Raw genomic sequence first — 17,951 nt, 5'->3', positions numbered from 1 at the left:
CTGTAGGCCGAAAAATCAAAACAGTCCAAACTGCTTTTAAATTGCGCAAGCGCCTGTGAGTGCTTGTCAACAACGGGAGGTTAAGAAGTACTCACGGGACGAGGCGGTACTTCAGCATCATGTCGTGGTCCTCGTGATCGAGCATGTGGCAGTGCCAGACGTAGCCCCGCAGAGGTTGGGGTGCCTGCCCGGTGTGTCCACCCGAGTGATCCGTGGCATGGGCCGACATGCCGAAGGTCGCGTCGGGATCGAAACCCAGTTCCTCGGCTGTCGGAAACCGCACGACCACACGGGTGACGGAATTGGCGTCGGCGATCACGGTGTCCTTGAAACCGGACTCCCAAGGCTGCGGCGACAGCACCGGTCCCCGGGTGAACGGATCCGGAGACGGCGTCCACCGTGTCCCGACCGCGGGGAGCGGCGACGCCGACATCAATGCGGCCGTATCGACCGCCTGCCGCCCGAGTACGCGGAACCTCACCAGATGCAGATGGATCGGGTGCGGCTCCGGGGTGGCATTGACGATGTTCCACTGTTCGACCGCGCCCTGGCGCGGCATTTCGATGTCGTCGGTGGTGTAGCGCAGGTTGTTGAGCGACATCAGCGGTGACGGTTGCCCGAGGCCCTGGCCGATCTGCAGTACCGAGACGTTGCGGACAATCTGAGGTTGCGCGACCGGCGCCAGCAGCGGCGGTTGCCGGCGGCCGCCGCGCAGGGTCTGCGGCACCGGGCCGGTGAACCCCGCCGCAGCTCCCACGCGGAAACGGCAGAAACGCGGCATGGGTAGGACCCCGCGCTGCGCCACCTGGTCGGGAATCGCTTCGTCGTTGCGCAGCTCGACGGTCGTGCCGGGCGCCAGAGCACCGAAGTCGACGAGCAGGTCGGCGCGCTCACCCGGTCCGAGGCGAACATGGTCGACGGGGACCGGGGCGTCGAACAATCCGCCTTCGGCGCCGATGACCCAGAACCGCATTCGATTGTCGAAGAAGAGGTTCCACACGCTGAACGAGGCGGCGTTCACCATGCGCAGGCGGTACAGCCCGCGCGCCACGGCCATCTCCGGCCACACCTTGCCGTTCACCACGCCGGTGTCGCCGGGGGTCGCCGCTTCCCAGCTGCCCTGCGGGTTCAGCGGGTTGGAGCGAACGCTCTGCCTGCCGTCATCCGTGAAATTCTTGTCCTGCAGAATCAGCGGAACCTCGAACTCGTCGGCGGGCAGCCTGAGCGGATTGCCCGCTGCACCGGTGTCGAACTCGTCGCGGAGCAGGTACAGACCGGCCAGTCCAGCGAAAATGTTGAGCCGGGTGACCCCCATCGCGTGGTCGTGATACCAGAGTGTGCACGCATCCTGCTGATTCGGGAACTCGTACACCAGCCCTTGCCCGCGCCGCAGCGTGTGCTCGGGGTGCCCGTCGAACTCGGGCGGATTGGACCCCCCGTGCAGGTGCAGCGCGGTCGCCACGTCGGTGCGGTCCGCTTCGGTCACGCCGTGCAGTCTGGTGTCCACATCGGCGGCGAGGGGATTACTCGCGATGTCGTTGTGGTAGACGAGCGATGTCCGTTCGCCGACCCGGGCCTCGATCGTCGGTCCCAGGTAGTCGACACCGCCGTACGCGAGCGCCGGGGAGGCGGGAAGGTCGGAGTGGAACGTGTGCATCGTGCTGCTCGCGTGCACCTCGACGGAAGTGCCACCGAGTGTCGGCAGCAGGGGAAGTGGGTCCCGAAACGGTTCGAGTGGCGGTGACCGGAAAACGAAGGGCCGCAGTGGGTCGATACCGAAGGGGAAGGCGCTTGCCGAGCCGACCCCTACGGCGCCAAGCCCGGCCGTCAGTGCCAGTCCACGAACGAACGACCTGCGCGGAATTCGTCCATCCATTCGCCGGCGCCCCCTGCACGATGAATATCCTGTTGCGACTCGGAAAGCCGACGGTACCTCGAGTGGGGTACCCCTCAGCCCGGTTTCGGCACCGGGGATCCTGTCGCACCCGCGCGCCGACCATGCCACGCTGGCCTCATGACTCGAGCGGTACCGAAGAACATGGCATGGATTCCGGGTGGCACGTTCTGGATGGGATCGGAGGACTTCTATCCCGAGGAGCGCCCGGTCCACCAGGTGACGGTCGACGGGTTCTGGATGGACTCGCACCCGGTAACCGTCGCCGAGTTCCGGCGGTTCGTGAAAGACACCGGTCACGTCACCACCGCCGAGGTCGCGCCCGACCCCACGCAGTACCCGGACGCGGACCCGTCGTTGCTGGTCCCCGGCTCCCTCGTGTTCACCCCGACACCGGGACCGGTGCCGCTCGACGACTACACCCGCTGGTGGTCGTTCACGCCGGGAGCGGACTGGCGTCATCCGGAGGGTCCGGGCAGCAACGTCGGCGGACGTGAACGCCATCCCGTCACCCATGTGTCGTGGTTCGATGCCCGCGCGTACGCGGAGTGGGCAGGCAAAGATCTGCCGACGGAAGCGGAGTGGGAATTCGCGGCGCGGGGCGGACTGGACCGGCAACCGTTCGTGTGGGGTGACGAGCACGAGCCGGGTGGCAGGCCCGGCGGAAATGTCTGGCAGGGCCGGTTCCCCTGGGAGAACCTGCTCGCGGACGGCTTCGCCCGCACGTCGCCGGTGGGTCACTTCCGGCCCAACGGATACGAGCTCAGCGACATGGCCGGCAACGTGTGGGAGTGGACCACCGACCACTTCACCGCTGATCATTCCGCGAGCGGGAAAAATGTCGCGCCGACCAGTTCCTGCTGCATTCCGACCAACCCGCGCGTCGACACCGCGCGCGCCGAGAACCCCTGCGAACCCTATGCGCGGCGAGTGATCAAGGGGGGTTCACACCTCTGCGCACCGAATTACTGCCTCCGTTACCGGCCGTCGGCTCGGCAAGGCGACACCGAAGAGACGTCGACCTGCCACATCGGTTTCCGATGCGTCGTCCGCGAGTGAACGCGGGCCGGACTCACCTGACGGGGATGAAGACAGACCGCGTTCACTGCGGTTGAGTAAGTAAGGTGCGGTCGACCAAGTTGTCAGTGATGCTGGCTCGGGAAGCTCTCGCGGCGCGGACCGAATCGGCCAACGGCTGGATGCAGGGCACTCCTCCGGGCCGCACGGTTCGACGGGTCATAGACGGGCTGATCGAGATCGAACTCGTCGACCGGTCGATGACACTTGCCGCGCGGATCTTCACGTCGGTGCTCCCCGTGATGATTGCGGCCTCGACGTTGAGCAGTTGGCACCTGACCGCCCGCACCATCAAGACCCAGTTCGGTTTCGACCCCGCGGAGTTGTCCTCCACGTCCGGCACCGTGGACACCACGGACCCGTCGTTCGCGGCCTTCGGGGTGGTCGGCCTGCTGATGATCGCGATCAGCGGCACGTCGTTTGCCCGGGCCCTCGCCCGGATCTACGGGAAGATCTGGAACGTCCCGTCGATCAACCTCCGGGACGCCTGGCGGTGGCTGGTGGTCCTGTTCGCCGTTGCGTTGTCGAGTACAGCGATCGGCCTGGCGAGTGAGCTCACGAGCGTCCGGTTCATCGGGCCACCGCTCGCAGTCGCCGGGGAGTTCGCGGTGTGGATGGCCGTCTGGACTCTCAGCCCGTACCTGCTGACGATGGGCACCCTCGAGGGCCGCGTGCTCTGGGCCACCGGGGCGTTGACCGCCGCAGCACTGACCACTCTCCACGTCGGCGGACGTATCCTTCTCCCCCGGATCACCGCCTCGGCACAGCACCAGTTCGGGCCACTCGGCCTGGTGTTCACCGCGATCAGCTGGCTCTTCGTGATGTCCGTCGTCATCGTGGGGGCAGCGGTGATCACCAAGGCGGTTGCGCTGGACGAGGCCTACATCGGTCGGTACCTCCGCGGGCCGGACGCGGTCGCGTCAGAACGCTCCGCCGAGTCCCTTCCCGAGAACGACGGCACCCATCACCAGTAGCAGCACGCTCATCACCGCGGCGTTGTTGGCCTGCAGCCAGACCTTCAGGTTGTCGAGGGCGCCGCGCATCTTGTCGGCGGCGACTGCGTAGGCGACCACGGGAACGATCACCGTCGACCCGGCCAGCACGGTGAACACCGCCAGCGCGATCGCCTGCTCACCGCCACTCACACCGGACGAGCCGATCACCACGCCCGCGGAGACACACAGCAGAAGGTTCTTCGGATTGATTGCCGCCAGGACGAATCCGAGTCCGATCGACTTGACGATGTTCAGGTCATCGATTGCCCGCATCCACTTCGGTTGTTCCGCGTCGGCATTGCGACTTCTCCACTGCCGTCCGGCGAGCACGAGCAGGAGCACGCCGAGGACGATCTTGATCCATGACGTGGTCGCCGACGGACCGTCGGAGTCGGTGGTGTCGATACCGCCGGCGAAGAGCACGACGATGCCGGTAGCCACAAGGATTCCGGCGAGCCACCCCACACCGAAGCCCGCACTCGCACCGCCGGCGCGCTTCGACAACAACATCAGGATGACCGCGATGATCGGGATCGGTGAAATGGCGACACCGACTGCGAGCGGGAGCATTTCTCCGAGAACTGAGCCCATGTCCGGACCCTAGGGTCGGTGAACTCGTGTGCGCCTCGCACGTGCCGGGTGAATCGCACGTGAGGGGCAGAGCGTGCCCTGCCACTCACGTGGGGAGATCACACCAGCAGTTCGGCGATCTGAATGGTGTTGAGCGCGGCACCCTTACGCAGGTTGTCGCCCGACACGAACAGCGCCAGACCGCGGCCCTCGGGGACACCCGGATCCTGGCGGATGCGCCCGACCAGTGACGGATCGCTGCCCGCGGCCTGCAGCGGGGTGGGCACGTCGACGAGCTGCACCCCGGGAGCCTTCGACAGGATCTCCTGCGCGCGTTTCACCGACAGCGGACGCTCGAACTCGGCGTTGATCGACAGCGAATGCCCGGTGACGACGGGGACGCGGACACACGTACCCGACACCAGGAGGTCGGGCAGGCCGAGGATTTTGCGGCTCTCGTTGCGGAGCTTCTGATCCTCGTCCGTCTCACCGCTGCCGTCGTCGACGAGAGAGCCGGCGAGCGGGAGCACGTTGAACGCGATGGGCGCGACGTACTTGTTCGGGGCGGGGAAGTCGACGGCGCTGCCGTCGTGGACCAGCTTCTCCGCATTGTCGATGACGGCGCGCGCCTGGCTCACCAGTTCCTCGACGCCGGCGATACCGCTGCCCGACACCGCCTGGTAACTGGACACGATGAGTCGCTGCAGTCCGGCCTCGTCGTGCAGCACCTTCAGGACCGGCATCGCGGCCATCGTGGTGCAGTTGGGGTTGGCGATGATGCCCTTCGGCGGGTTCTTCGCCTGCTCCGGGTTGACCTCGCTGACGACCAGGGGAACGTCGGGGTCCTTCCGGAACGCGGACGAGTTGTCGACCACGACGGCGCCGGCAGCGGCGAACCGTGGGGCCTGCTCGCGAGAGAGCGTCGCACCGGCCGAGAAGAGGGCGATGTCGATGCCCTTCAAGTCCTCGTCGGAGGTGGCGGACGCATCTTCGACGACGATTTCCTCACCACGGAACGGCAGCTTCTTGCCCGCCGACCGCGCCGACGCGAAGAACCGCACCGTGTCCGCCGGAAAGTTTCGTTCCTCGAGGAGAGTACGCATGACGATGCCGACCTGACCGGTGGCACCGACGACAGCGATGGTGGTCATGATTTACCGTCCCGTTCCTGCGTGCACGACAGCTTCTTCGTCGCCGCCGAGTTCGAATGCGTCGTGGATCGCCTTCACAGCCTTGTCCAGATCGGTGTCCTTGACGAGCACCGAGATGCGAATTTCGGACGTGGAGATGAGGTCGATATTGATCCCGGCCTCGGCGAGCGCCTCACAGAAGGTGGCGGTGACGCCGGGGTGGCTCTTCATGCCGGCTCCGACGAGCGACACCTTGCCGATGTGATCGTCGAAGACGATCTGGGTGAAACCGATCTCGCCCTGCAGCTTGGACAGCTTCTCGACGGCGCGCGGCCCGTCGGCCGTCGGCAGGGTGAACGTGATGTCCGTCTTCCCGGTCTCGACCTTGGAAATGTTCTGCAGCACCATGTCGATGTTGATCTCCGCGTCGGCGACCGCCCGGAAGATCTGCGCGGCGTAACCCGGGGTATCGGGGAGGCCGACGACGGTGACCTTGGACTCGCTGCGGTCGTGCGCGACTCCGGTGAGAATTGCTTCTTCCACGGGGATGTCCTCCATCGATCCGGACACGATGGTGCCCGGCTTGGTCGTGTATGACGAGCGGACGTGCACAGGCACGTTGTAACGGCGGGCGTACTCGACGCAGCGCAGCATCAGCACCTTTGCGCCGCACGCCGCGAGTTCGAGCATCTCCTCGAACGACACCGTCTCGAGACGCTGCGCGTCGGGAACGATGCGCGGGTCCGCGCTGAAGATGCCGTCGACGTCGGTGTAGATCTCGCAGACGTCCGCTTTCAAGGCAGCCGCGAGAGCCACAGCGGTGGTGTCGGAACCGCCGCGCCCGAGCGTCGTCACATCCTTGCTGTCCTGGCTGACGCCCTGGAATCCGGCGACGAGGACGATCGAACCCTCGTCGAGCGCGTCGCGAACGCGACCGGGTGTGACGTCGATGATTTTGGCGTTACCGTGCGCACCGGTGGTGATGACACCTGCCTGCGAGCCCGTGAACGAACGGGCTTCGGCACCGAGCGAATGGATCGCCATCGCGACGAGAGAGTTGGAGATGCGCTCACCGGAGGTCAGCAGCATGTCCATTTCGCGGGCGGGTGGGGCTGGGCACACCTGCTGAGCCAGATCGAGCAGCTCATCGGTGGTGTCCCCCATCGCTGAAACCACGACGACGACATCGTTGCCGGCCTTCTTGGTCTCGACGATCCGTTCAGCCACTCGTCGGATTCGCTCGGCGGTTGCCACCGAGGATCCGCCGTACTTCTGGACGACGAGAGCCACGCGTTTCTACCTCCAGGTCGAAGAATCTGTACTGGTCCAGCTGTCGAGCTTACCGGCGCAGTCCAATGTGATCCCGGGTGAGTCCGTCGGGCCGCCTATCCGAACACCGTGGTCGCGGCCTCCACGACCCTCGCGACTGCGGTGCAGTTCGGCCCGTGAACAGTGACGACTGCACCAGCGGAACCGAGCCTGCGGGTGAACTGGTTGACCTCGGCTCCGGGTCGCGTGATGTCGATCGGCTCACCCATCGGGCTCGTCCAGCGGCACCGGTCGCCGATCGTCTCCGGTCCGGTGGGAACGGTTGGTCGGTTTTCCTTGACCGGCGACACGGTGAACGACACGGTCACCTCACTTCCGGGCGCCCGATACGGGTCCGGAAACAGGACGCAGTCGAACGGTGTCGGCGGTGCGTCCGGATCGACGACGCGTCCGCCGGCGTTGCCCAGCACGTCGAGGACTTCGCACGGGTCGTGGACCGCGAGTGCCACCTGATTCCGGGCCGCGGCGTCACGGGCGGGCAGTCCCGGCCGCATGCTGTCGATCGCGGAGTCCAGCACCGCGTCGGCCAGCGGGCAGGCGTCCTCCCCGGCGACGGTTCCGACGCGGACGGTCGCGAACTGGGGGTTCGCGCGTTCCTCCAGCGTTCCGAGGTTCAGCTGGAAGACGCGTTCACACGTCCCGCGCGCGAGGTCCGCGCCCGGGCCGCGGTAGACAGTGACCCCGTCGACCGTGTCCGGCCGGGTCAGCGCTGCGTCCGACAGCATCGATGGCAGCAGAGACACGTCCACATAGGTCTTCGCGCCGCCGGGCCTTGCAATCAGCGCCGAACACACCGGCAACTGCACAGCGGATCCGAATTGCTGAACCGTCCCGAACTGCCGCACCACAGCCTCGTCCAGAAGTCCGCACGGATCGGCGGCGCGTAGGGCGTCCTCGACGTCGATGTGACGTTGCTGCCCTGGACTCGACTCGTCCAGCGGAGAAGCCCCCGCAGTCCCCGACACGTTGTGCGCACACCCGGACGTGATGACGGCGCACAGGAGCGCCCCGGCAATTCTCTTCACTCGACCCCCCTCGAATCCGCCCGAACACTACCGGCGGCTCCGCCACCCGTGAGTGGTTGAGGAGTCCCTGCACTCGTCAACCACTCACGGGCGCGAAGCGCCTGCGTCGAGCGCGTCCTGCACGGTGGCGTACAGGTTGACGGGTGTCGCATCAGAGCCGGACAGCCGGAGCGTGTCCCGGAACTGTCCGATGTCGTGCGCGACTCGGAGTTCGATTCCCCTGCGTGCGAGCACACTCCGCAATTGTCCGAGCATCTGCGCCGCAGTGACGTCGACAAAAGGTGACGTCTCGGCGTCGAGAACCACCACCCGTGTGTCGTCGGCGCACAGGTCCTCGATGCGGTCCTTGACGTGCTCGGCATTGGCGAAGAACAGTCCCGCCTCCACGCGCACCACCACCACGTGCGGTGCGGTCGGAAGGCCGGGGTGACGCTCCGCGTCCACCCACAGCGATCCTTCCTTCGCCAGCGCTGCGACGTGGGGACGCGACGCTCGGTAGAGAAGCAGCAGCATGGACACGCCGATTCCTATGACGAGTCCGGGAAGAGTGTCGAACAGGAGCACCCCGACCATCGCGGCGAGCGCGGCCGCGAAATCGGCACGCGCGGCGTATCCGTAGATGTTGCCGAGCCTTTCGGTCCACACGCCGTAGAGCCGGCGCAGCGCTCGAATGTCGACGAGCTCGATGACGGCCGCGATCACCACCGCCGACAACGTCGCCTCCGGCAGCTTCTCGAAGAGTCCGGTGAGGAACAGCAGCGTGACGATGGTCAACGCGGCCACTACCAGGCCGCTCACCTGCGATTTCGCCCCTGCCCCACCATTCACGGCGGTCTTGGACAAGCTGCCGTTGACCACCATTCCCGAGCAGAGACCGGAGCCGAGATTCGCGGCGCCGAGACCGAACAACTCTCGATTCGGGTCGACCTCGTAGCCCTCTTTCGTCGCATATGTCTTCGCGGCGCCCAGTCCTTCCGCGAACCCGATCAGCAACACACCCACAGCCGGGCCCATCAGATCGAGGAAGTCGTCGAATCCGACGCCTTCCGGTAACCCGAGCGTCGGCAGACCGGAATCAATGGGTCCGACGATGTCGACGCCCTTGCCATCCAGGTCGAACAGCGAGACCGCGGCGATTCCGAGAAGGACGACGAGTAGCGAGCCGGGGACGACCGGCACCCAGCGCCTGAGCCCCAGCACCACGGCGAGACTGAGCCCGCCGACGACGAGGGTGCCCCAGTCCGTGTCCCCGAGGTGAGCGATCACCCCCCAGGTCTGTTCGAAGAAGTTGCCCGTCGTCTTCTCGATCCCGAAGATCGCCGGCACCTGCCCGATGATGATGGTGAGGGCGAGACCGACTATGAAGCCTTTGAGCACGGGTTCGGAGATGAATGACGCGATGAAGCCGAGACGGAGCAGGGCGGCGAGCAGTCCCGCGACTCCGGTCGCGATCGCCAGGACCGCCGACAGTGCTGCATATTTCCCGCCGTCGCTGGCGGCGACGGGTGCGACGATGGCCGCAGACAGCGCGGCTGTCGCAGACATCGGCCCCACCACCAGGTGCCGCGAACTACCCGCCGCCGCATAGAGAATCAGCGCGGGGACCGCCGCATACAGGCCGACGACGGGCGGCACACCCGCGATGGTCGCGTAGGCCAGGGCCTCGGGGACCAGAACAGCCCAGACGGTCAGGCCCGCGAGCACATCGGGCCTGACCCATCCCTTTCGATACTCCCGCAGTGAGCCGAAAACCGGCCAAGCGCCCGCCCGGGGACTCACCACTCCCTCGTCCTAGTACGTGGCGGTGTCGTACTTGCTGGTGTCCCAAGTGGTGACTGCCCAGATCACGACCACGTCGAGGGCGATGATGAGAATCGACCACAGCGGGTAGTAGGGAAGCCACAGGAAGTTCGCGAGGATGGACAGTGCGGCAATACAGACGGCCACGATTCGCGCCCAGGTGGCGCCCGTCATCAGACCTACGGCACTGGCGATCAGGACGAGGCCCAGAACGATGTGAATCCACCCCCACGTGGTGGTGTCGAACTGATAGGTGTATTCGACGCCGATGACCAGCAGGTCGTCGGAAGCGACTGCGGCAATTCCCTGGAAGAACGAAATCACGCCGACTGTCAGCAGCAGAATCGCCGCTGCCAGAGACGTTCCTGCTGCAAAACCCTGCTTTACAGGGCTGTTCGTTCTGGACTCGGGATTGGTCGTCATGTCCATGCCCTTCTCGAAAGTGTGTTTGCGAACAAGTGAATGGTCCGGCCTCGTTCGGTCGTGGACATCATCCGCGCCGGGTGATCCTCATCTGCAACGGATGATGTGCGTCGGCGCACCGAATGCGAGAGTCGATGCGGCCGACCTTTGCGAAGGGGACACGAGATGACGGAACCTCAGGACCGGTCCGGTAAACCGGCAGACACCCAATGGTCGATGCCGCGTGGTCTGATCGTCATTCTCGGGCTGGCCGCGCTCGTCGTCACCGTGGCGGGGATCCAGGTGGCTGCGTCGATCGTCGGCCCCATCTTCCTCGCTCTCATGCTGACCGTCGCAGTCCACCCGCTGCCCGTATGGCTCTACAGAAAGGGTGTCCCGGGTTGGCTCGCGACAATCGCGGCGATCGTGGTGGTCAACAGCATTCTTCTCGTCCTCGTGCTGTCGTTGGCCTTGTCCGTCGCGCGACTCGCCACGCTCCTACCGGAATACGCGGACGACTTCACCGGCCTGATCGATGACGCCCAGAGTTTCCTGAACAGCAACGGGGTGAACTCCACCGACGCCCAGACGCTGCTGTCCCAGGTGGATTACGGCAAGGTCTTCGGACTGGTCGAGGGAATTCTGCAGGCGATGCTGGGTGTCTTCTCGAACCTGCTGTTCGTCCTCGCACTCCTGCTGTTCATGGCCGTCGACGGCAGCTCCTACGGTTCGCGGATGTCCATCGTCACGCAGATGCGCCCCGACATCGCTACCGCCCTCACCGCCTTCTCGGCCGGTACGCGCAAGTATCTGATCGTGTCCACGGTGTTCGGATTGATCGTCGCGGTCATCGACACCGCGGCGCTGTGGGCGTTGGGGATTCCGCTGCCGATCCTGTGGGGACTGCTGTCGTTCATCACCAATTACGTTCCGAACGTCGGCTTCGTCCTCGGGCTCGTTCCACCGGCTCTGCTCGCGTTGCTCGAGGGCGGTCCGGGACTGATGCTGACGGTCATCGTCGTGTACAGCGTCATCAACGTCATCATCCAGTCGGTGATCCAACCGAAGTTCGTCGGCGACGCCGTCGGCCTGTCCGTGACCTTCACCTTCCTGTCGCTGGTCTTCTGGACGTGGATACTCGGTCCCCTCGGCGCGATTCTCGCGATTCCGTTGACACTGATGGCGAAGGCGCTGCTAATCGATATCGACCCGTCCACGAGGTGGGTGAACACAATTCTCAGCGACGCTCCCCCGCCCCCAGAACCGGCCGCATAGGCCCTTCGGGCTCGTGCGCCTTTCTGGTAGCTGGGGCAACCAGAAAGGCGCACGGAGGCGCGGAGCGCCCTGCCGTTCACCGACACGAACAGCGCTTTCTCGCTAAAATCACCGCACCGGCCCACGGCGTCGGAGATTGGCGTTTGTCGAAGATCGTTTCTCGGTGCAGCGAGAATTGGGGGTCGGCGTGACGGCAGTACATTTCGGCGAGTTTCATTCGAGTATCCGAATACCTTCGGATGCGGTGGGCCGAACGGTGACCCGCACCAGATTGCACACCCTCCTTACCGATGCCCTGACCAGCGAAGATCACCCCTATCCTGTCGTCCTCGTGTGCGCGCCCGCCGGGTCGGGCAAGACCCGACTGGCCGCCGACTGGGCATCCGAAGTTCTGGCGGGCGCGGATTCACCGACCATCGCATGGATCACGATCGAAGAACGCTACAACGACATCGGCGTCATACACCGCGCCATTCTGCGGGCACTGAACGAAACCGGAAATCCTCGGCTGCGTGCGTTGTGTGACCGCCTCGACCCCGATTCCCCCGACCTCGGTGCGCACATGTCCGCGGATCTGGGTGAACTCGGGGAGAACCTTTGGATGGTGATCGACGACGCTCATCTGCTCCTCGACACCGACATACTGAACGACCTCGAGTCGTTCATGCGCTGGCAACCGCCGATGCTCCGGACAATTATCTGCGGACGATTCGAGCCGCCACTGGCGCTGCAGCGACTTCGGCTGGAGGGCAAGCTGTTCACCGTCATGGCCCGCGATCTCGCCTTCACCGCCGAGGAGGCTGCCGCGATGCTCACCGAGCACGATGTGCGGCTCGATTCCGGCGACCTCGACGCCCTGATGGAGCGCACCGAGGGTTGGGCAGCCGGAATCCGTTTGGCAGGAATGTCTTTGGAAGGCCATCCCGATCCCAGTCGGTTGATCGCCGAGTTCTCCGGTAATCGCCGAGCGGTCGCCGACTATCTCATCGAGGAAGTTCTCGCCGGCCAGACCGACGAGATGCGCGACTTCCTTCTCCGCACCTCCGTGCCCGCGTCGTTCACAACCCACTTCGCGGAGATCCTCACTGGCTGCACCGACGCGCACGACAAGGTGGATTGGCTCGAACACCACAATTTTCTGATCAACCGAATCGACGGCTCCCCGACGGAGTACCGGTACCACCCGCTGCTGCGTAGCTATCTGCGGGCGGAGATCAGCCGCGTCGGGCACGTCGAGGTGGAGCATCTCGAACTCACCGCCGCGCACTGGCACGCGGAATTCGGGGATGCGCTGGTGGCGCTCGAACATGCGGTCAACTCGGGCGACCACGATGCGATCGTCGCGCTGCTCTCCCGGACGTCGCTGTCGTTGATCGTCGGGGGTCACGGTGAGGCGGTCGATCGTCTCCTCACCCGGGCGCCGCGAACCACCCAGGAGCATCCGTCGGCGCGCTTGATCCGCGCGGCGGCGGCGCTGGCCGCGGGCAACGTTCCCGTGGCGCGGTCTACGCTCGACGTTCTCGACCGCACACGGACAGAGACCGCGATCGACGAAATGGATCCGCGACGGCACCTGCTGCTTCGGGAGTCGCTCCGCGTGCAGACCGCCGTTCAGACCGGCGACATCGACGGCGCGCTGACCCGGCTGCGGTCGGTGGGACCGGAATCGACCGGCGAATCCGAACTGGACGCGTTCGTACTTCTTCAGGAAGGCAGGGCGCTACTGTTCCTCGGCCGAACCGAGGAGTCGGAGCACGTACTCGGGAAGGCGCTGGCTCACGCCCGCCTCGCCCATGCGTCGCTCACCGTCATGTACTGCCTCGGCTCTCTCGCGGCCCTCGCCATGTCGAGAGGTGAAGTAGTTCGTGCCGCCGCCCTCGTGAGCGAGTCGCTCAGAATCGGAACGGAGCAGTCCGCCACGGACAATCCGACGTTTCACCTGGTCCGATTGGTCGATTCGTGGTGCCGGTACGTCCGTCTCGACGATGGTGCCGCGCGGATCGCCGCCGAATCGGCCGTAGTTCTGCACCGTGAGAACGCCGGGACCGCAAGATTCGCGGACGGCGCAGCGGTGTTGTTCGGACTGGACGGGTCGGACCATCGGCACAGTGCGGTGACCACGCTCCATGCGCACAGCCCTGTCTCGTCGTCGATTCCCGTGCCGCCGGGTATCCGGGCGGTGTTGCTGCCGGCGATCCAGTACGCGTACCTCACCGCCGGCGAGGTCGGGTGGGCGCACGAACTCGCGGCGGACGCGCGGACCCTGATCGGATCGACCGGTGACACGGCGGTCCTCGACGCCATCGTTTCCGTCCACGCCCACCGTCTCGATCAGGCCCGCAAAACCCTGCAACCCGTGCTGGACGGCACAGTAGTGTGCGCGGCGGGCACCAATCTGATTGCGGCGTGGCTGGTCGACACGGCCATAGCGCTTGCCCGTAAACATGATTCGCGGGCGCACAGTGCCCTCACCGAGGCGCTCCGCCTGGCCGAGCCCGATTCGGTGCTGCGTCCGTTCCACGACTGCGGACCACAGATCCGAGAACTATTGATCCGGAGCACCGGCCGGTTCGGGGTGCTCGAGACTTTCGCGGAGCGGCTACGCGCGTCGTTTCCACGGTCCGGAACCGCGGCATCCGACATGCTGACTCCCCGCGAACTGGAACTGCTCGTGGAGCTTCCGTCGTGGCGCACGGCGGAGCAGATCGCTACCGACCTGTGCGTGTCCGTGAACACCGTGAAGACGCACCTGCGCGGGATCTACCGCAAATTCGGGGTCACCTCCCGACGTGACGCCATCGCGGCGGCGCAACAGGCCGGCTTGCTCTGAGCGCGATTCACCACTTGCGGGTGAGGCGCGCCGCCGTCTTTCGAGTCACCCTTGATTCATTGGCTGACCGCTTGTCGAAGGACTGCCCATCCGCGAATGAAGGAGCCGCCGTGGAGCAATCGACCTGGCCCGACAATGTCAGGTACGCCTTCCTGATCAGCGGCACCTTGTCCGAGCGGGTCATTGCGGCTTTCCCCGAGTTGGACGTGTCGGGTGTGACAACCGGTGACACCACGCTGTACGGCCGGGTCGACAGCCCGACGGACCTGCGGGGGATGCTGGCCCGTTTCGACGCGCTGGGATTGACCGTCATCGAGATGCGGCGGCTACCGGACTGACCCGGGGTCGGGGTTCAATGGGTGGAGGGACCCGGGAGGCGGTGAAGCCGGTGTGAGTGGCGAGTTCGAACCGGGCACGGTGTTTGCCGGCTACGTGATCGAACGGGTTCTGGGACGAGGCGGCATGGGCACCGTGTACCTCGCTCAGCATCCGAACCTGCCACGCAAGGTCGCCCTCAAATTGCTGGACTCGGTGTGGGCGAGCGACGAGTACGTCCGCTCACGCTTCGAGTCGGAGGCCGACCACGCCGCGAAACTCGAACACCCGAACATCGTGACGATCCACGACCGCGGCCGCGAGCGTGGCCGGTTGTGGATCGCGATGCAGTACGTTCCCGGCGTCGACGCGCGGAAAGCCCTCGCGTCCGGCGGACTGGATGTCGCGCGGGCGATGCACATCGTGTCCGAGACCGGGAACGCCCTCGACCATGCACACAGGGCCGGGATTTTGCATCGCGATGTGAAGCCCGCCAACATCCTGCTTGCCGAGGGTGATCCCGAACGGATCCTGCTGGCCGATTTCGGCACCGCGAAGGCGCTGGACGAAACACATCAACTGACCCGGACGGGGATGCTCGTCGCGACGTTGCATTACGCCGCACCCGAGCAGATCGAGGGTGCGACACTCGATCACCGGGTCGACATCTACGCGCTGGGATGCACATTCTTCCACCTTCTGACCAACGAACCGCCGTATCCGGGCACCACGGCCTCCGCGGTGATGCACGGTCATCTGAACGGTCCGATCCCGAAGCCGAGCAGGGTGCGGCCGGATCTGCCCGCCGGATTCGACGATGTCGTCGCGCGGGCGATGGCCAAGGACCGTGACGACCGGTATTCGAGTTGCCGTGAGTTCAGCGACGCGATCGACGCCGCATCACGCAGCGCACCCGCCCTCGCCCCCGGCCAGTCCCGGCCCGTCGATCCCGCGGCAACCACACATGTCAGCGGCGGGACTCTCACCGAGACCGTCCCGGCGCCGAGGCGCCGGCCGTGGTGGCGCAAGCCGGTGACGGTGACCGCGGCCCTGGCCGGCGCGATGATCCTGGCCGGTGTCGCCTTCTTCGCATGGCCGGACGAACAGTCAACGAGCCCGCAGGTGGTCCTTCCGATTACCGGCCTGGCGAGTCCTGCGGGACTCGCGGTCAGCGACGCCGGGGACCTCTACATCGCGGACAGCTCGGCCAAGCAGGTTGTGCGCGTGCACGCCGGCTCCGGACAGAAGACCGTCCTGCCGTTCACCGGACTCGCGGTGCCGCAGGGCGTCGCCGTCAGTGCTTCCGGTGACGTGTACGTCTCCGATCTGGTGACCAACACGGTGACACTGCTGCACGACGACACCGCGTTGCCGCTGCCGTTCACCGGTCTGAACCAGCCGTTCGGCGTCGCGGTGGGGCCGGACGGAACCGTGTATGTCGCCGACACGCTGAACAACCGGGTGGTGTCCCTGCACGACGTCACGGCGAGCCCCGCCGACGTACCGCTCACGGTGATCGGCCCGTTCACCGTGGCCGTCGACAAGCAGGGCGACCTCTATGTAGGCACCCCGAACAAGGTTCTGGCGTGGAACGCGGCCACCCGCGCGCAGAGCTTTCTGCCCCTCACCGACCTGCAGAGCGTGGGCGGAGTGGCCGTCGACGACAACGGGACGGTGTACGCCATCGACCAGAACCATCACCGCGTGCTGCGACTTCAGGCCGGCTCGGACGAACAGGAAGTTCTGCCGTTCACCGGACTCAGTGAACCCGAGGGCATCGCCGTGTCGAACCGTGGCGACGTCTATGTCGCGGATACCGACAACGGCCGGGTGCTCATGCTTCCGGCCGGTAACTGAGGCCGAACAGCGTCAGGCGTGGCGCTGCAGATCGAACGGCGTCAGGCGTGGCGCTTTAGATCGAACGGCGTCAGGCGTGGCGTGCCAGATCGAGGCCGAACGATTCTGCGACGGCGTCGTCCACCCGGCCCTGGTGGTTGGCGAGGAGTTCTTCGCGTTCGTGCGCGGCGAGCCCACCCCAGATTCCATACGGTTCGCCCACCCTGAGTGCATGCTCGCGGCACTCGACCAGCACGGGACAGCCTCGGCAGGTCTGTTTGGCGCGGAAGTCCCGCAGTTCGCGTGCCCGGCCGCGTTCGCGGTCGGGGTGGAAGAAGTGTGACGATTCGTAGCCGCGGCACGCGGCGTCTCGTTGCCAGTCCCACACTTCGGCGACCGGAACGGGAAGACTCAGCCGATTGGACATTGCACTCCTCCAGATACTTGTGAGCCGTCATGAGCGAGCCCGAGCAGGTGCTCGCGAGCTAGGTCGGCGGCGCCGACGATGCCGACGTTCGCGCCGAGTTCGGCCAGCCGGACTTCGGCGACCGGCCGGTGTGCGCGTCCGGTGAGGCGGTTCTCGAACGCGGCGGCGGCAGGGGCCCGAAGCAGTTCGCCCGCTTCACACACCCCTCCGCCGATGATGAAGAGGTCGGGATCGAAGAACGCGGCGATGTCCGCCATGCCGTGTCCGAGCCAGGAACCGATCTCCCCAAAACACTCGAGCGCCGCTGCGTCGCCGTGCTGTGCTGCGGCGGTCACGTGGTGTCCGGTGATGGCCTCGGCGCGTCCACCTGCGCGGGCCAGGAGTTCCGCGGCGAATGCGGGCGAGACCACCGCGAGGTCCTGCGCCTCCCGCACGAGCGCGCGTCCGCTGGCGTAGCGCTCCCAACATCCGTTGTTCCCGCAACCGCAGCGGCGGCCGTGCGGTTCGACATTGAGGTGACCGAATTCCGCAGCCACTCCGAAGCGTCCGCGGTGCAGAACGCCGTCCACGACGATGCCACCGCCGATTCCGGTTCCGACCGTGAGCACGACAACGGTTCGACCGGTGCGTCCGGCCCCGAATCGCGCCTCGCCCCAGGCTGCGGCGTTGGCGTCGTTCTCGACGATGGTCGGCAGTCCGCAGGAGGCCTGGACGACTTCACCCAGAGGCTCGTTGCGCCAGGCGAGGTTCGGGGCGAAGAGCACGGTGCTGAGGTCGGCGGCCACGAAACCGGCTGCGCCGATACCGACCGCCTGCACGGGATACGCAGCAGCCAGTTCACGCACGAGCTCGGCGATGGCGTTCTCGACCTCCCGCGCATCGTGGGACGGGGTGTGCCGACGCTCCATCCGGTGGATGACTCCGTCGCCGTCCACGACTCCGGCCGCGATTTTGGTGCCACCCACGTCGATACCGATCGTCAGAGCCATGGTTTCTGTCCTCCATACGAGTGAGCGGTGTCACGCTGACAGTAGAGGAACTTAAGA

15 protein-coding genes are annotated in these 17,951 nt (G+C 65.9%); 6 read left to right on the top strand and 9 right to left on the bottom strand.

Translation table 11 applies throughout. The features are described from left to right. Nucleotides 1-91: 91 nt before the first annotated feature. Nucleotides 92-1,876 carry a multicopper oxidase family protein gene (locus GFS60_RS03205; RefSeq protein WP_159918957.1) on the bottom strand — a complete coding sequence of 595 codons (1,785 nt, stop codon included), beginning with the start codon at nucleotides 1,874-1,876 and terminating at the stop codon, nucleotides 92-94. A gap of 138 nt (nucleotides 1,877-2,014) precedes the next feature. Between GFS60_RS03205 and GFS60_RS03200 the strand changes: the two genes are divergently transcribed. Together GFS60_RS03200 and GFS60_RS03195 are read left to right on the top strand one after the other, a co-directional pair. Further along, on the top strand, nucleotides 2,015-2,953 hold the full coding sequence (locus GFS60_RS03200; RefSeq protein WP_159918956.1) for a formylglycine-generating enzyme family protein: 939 nt from the start codon (nucleotides 2,015-2,017) through the stop codon (nucleotides 2,951-2,953). Nucleotides 2,954-3,039: 86 nt separating this feature from the next. Beyond that, a complete protein-coding gene (locus GFS60_RS03195) occupies nucleotides 3,040-3,945 on the top strand; it encodes a hypothetical protein (protein WP_159926833.1) in 906 nt (301 codons plus the stop codon). On the opposite strand, the gene GFS60_RS03190 is transcribed toward GFS60_RS03195, so the two are convergent. From GFS60_RS03190 to GFS60_RS03165, 6 genes are all read right to left on the bottom strand, one after another. Further along, nucleotides 3,892-4,557 carry a GAP family protein gene (locus tag GFS60_RS03190; protein ID WP_159918955.1) on the bottom strand — a complete coding sequence of 222 codons (666 nt, stop codon included), beginning with the start codon at nucleotides 4,555-4,557 and terminating at the stop codon, nucleotides 3,892-3,894. The genes GFS60_RS03195 and GFS60_RS03190 overlap by 54 nt on opposite strands. Nucleotides 4,558-4,655: 98 nt before the next feature. Beyond that, entirely contained in the window at nucleotides 4,656-5,687 is a 1,032-nt protein-coding gene (locus GFS60_RS03185) for an aspartate-semialdehyde dehydrogenase (protein WP_159918954.1), read from the bottom strand. A 3-nt stretch (nucleotides 5,688-5,690) separates the two neighbouring features. Further along, the gene (locus tag GFS60_RS03180; protein WP_159918953.1) at nucleotides 5,691-6,956 is read right to left on the bottom strand and encodes an aspartate kinase; all 1,266 of its coding nucleotides are present in this window, start codon (nucleotides 6,954-6,956) and stop codon (nucleotides 5,691-5,693) included. A 95-nt stretch (nucleotides 6,957-7,051) separates the two neighbouring features. Next, the gene (locus GFS60_RS03175) at nucleotides 7,052-8,020 is read right to left on the bottom strand and encodes a hypothetical protein (protein WP_159918952.1); all 969 of its coding nucleotides are present in this window, start codon (nucleotides 8,018-8,020) and stop codon (nucleotides 7,052-7,054) included. An 84-nt stretch (nucleotides 8,021-8,104) separates the two neighbouring features. Next, complete coding sequence (locus GFS60_RS03170) at nucleotides 8,105-9,802, bottom strand: SulP family inorganic anion transporter (RefSeq protein WP_159918951.1); 1,698 nt, start codon at nucleotides 9,800-9,802, stop codon at nucleotides 8,105-8,107. Between the two features lie 9 nt (nucleotides 9,803-9,811). Further along, nucleotides 9,812-10,249, bottom strand: coding sequence for a DUF7144 family membrane protein (locus GFS60_RS03165; protein ID WP_159918950.1), 438 nt, complete (start codon nucleotides 10,247-10,249; stop codon nucleotides 9,812-9,814). 159 nt (nucleotides 10,250-10,408) lie between these two features. On the opposite strand from GFS60_RS03165, the gene GFS60_RS03160 reads away from it, so the two are divergent. From GFS60_RS03160 to GFS60_RS03145, 4 genes are all read left to right on the top strand, one after another. Beyond that, the gene (locus tag GFS60_RS03160) at nucleotides 10,409-11,497 is read left to right on the top strand and encodes an AI-2E family transporter (protein WP_159918949.1); all 1,089 of its coding nucleotides are present in this window, start codon (nucleotides 10,409-10,411) and stop codon (nucleotides 11,495-11,497) included. Between the two features lie 256 nt (nucleotides 11,498-11,753). Continuing rightward, complete coding sequence (locus GFS60_RS03155; protein ID WP_236603363.1) at nucleotides 11,754-14,327, top strand: LuxR C-terminal-related transcriptional regulator; 2,574 nt, start codon at nucleotides 11,754-11,756, stop codon at nucleotides 14,325-14,327. Between the two features lie 110 nt (nucleotides 14,328-14,437). Further along, entirely contained in the window at nucleotides 14,438-14,665 is a 228-nt protein-coding gene (locus GFS60_RS03150; RefSeq protein ID WP_109326312.1) for a hypothetical protein, read from the top strand. Between the two features lie 52 nt (nucleotides 14,666-14,717). Continuing rightward, nucleotides 14,718-16,499 carry a serine/threonine-protein kinase PknD gene (locus GFS60_RS03145; protein WP_159918948.1) on the top strand — a complete coding sequence of 594 codons (1,782 nt, stop codon included), beginning with the start codon at nucleotides 14,718-14,720 and terminating at the stop codon, nucleotides 16,497-16,499. Nucleotides 16,500-16,569: 70 nt separating this feature from the next. On the opposite strand, the gene GFS60_RS03140 is transcribed toward GFS60_RS03145, so the two are convergent. After that, nucleotides 16,570-16,905, bottom strand: a complete 336-nt coding sequence (locus GFS60_RS03140; RefSeq protein WP_109326306.1) for a WhiB family transcriptional regulator — start codon at nucleotides 16,903-16,905, stop codon at nucleotides 16,570-16,572. Further along, nucleotides 16,890-17,894 (bottom strand): ROK family glucokinase, encoded by a 1,005-nt coding sequence (locus GFS60_RS03135; RefSeq protein WP_159918947.1) that lies wholly within the window; start codon nucleotides 17,892-17,894, stop codon nucleotides 16,890-16,892. The genes GFS60_RS03140 and GFS60_RS03135 overlap by 16 nt, the downstream gene beginning before the upstream one ends. Nucleotides 17,895-17,951 lie beyond the last annotated feature (57 nt).

Source organism: Rhodococcus sp. WAY2 (assembly GCF_009859915.1).
Lineage (GTDB): Bacteria > Actinomycetota > Actinomycetes > Mycobacteriales > Mycobacteriaceae > Rhodococcus_F > Rhodococcus_F oxybenzonivorans.
Note: the sequence above shows the minus strand (reverse complement) of the source record. Positions and strands in the feature narration are given on the sequence as shown.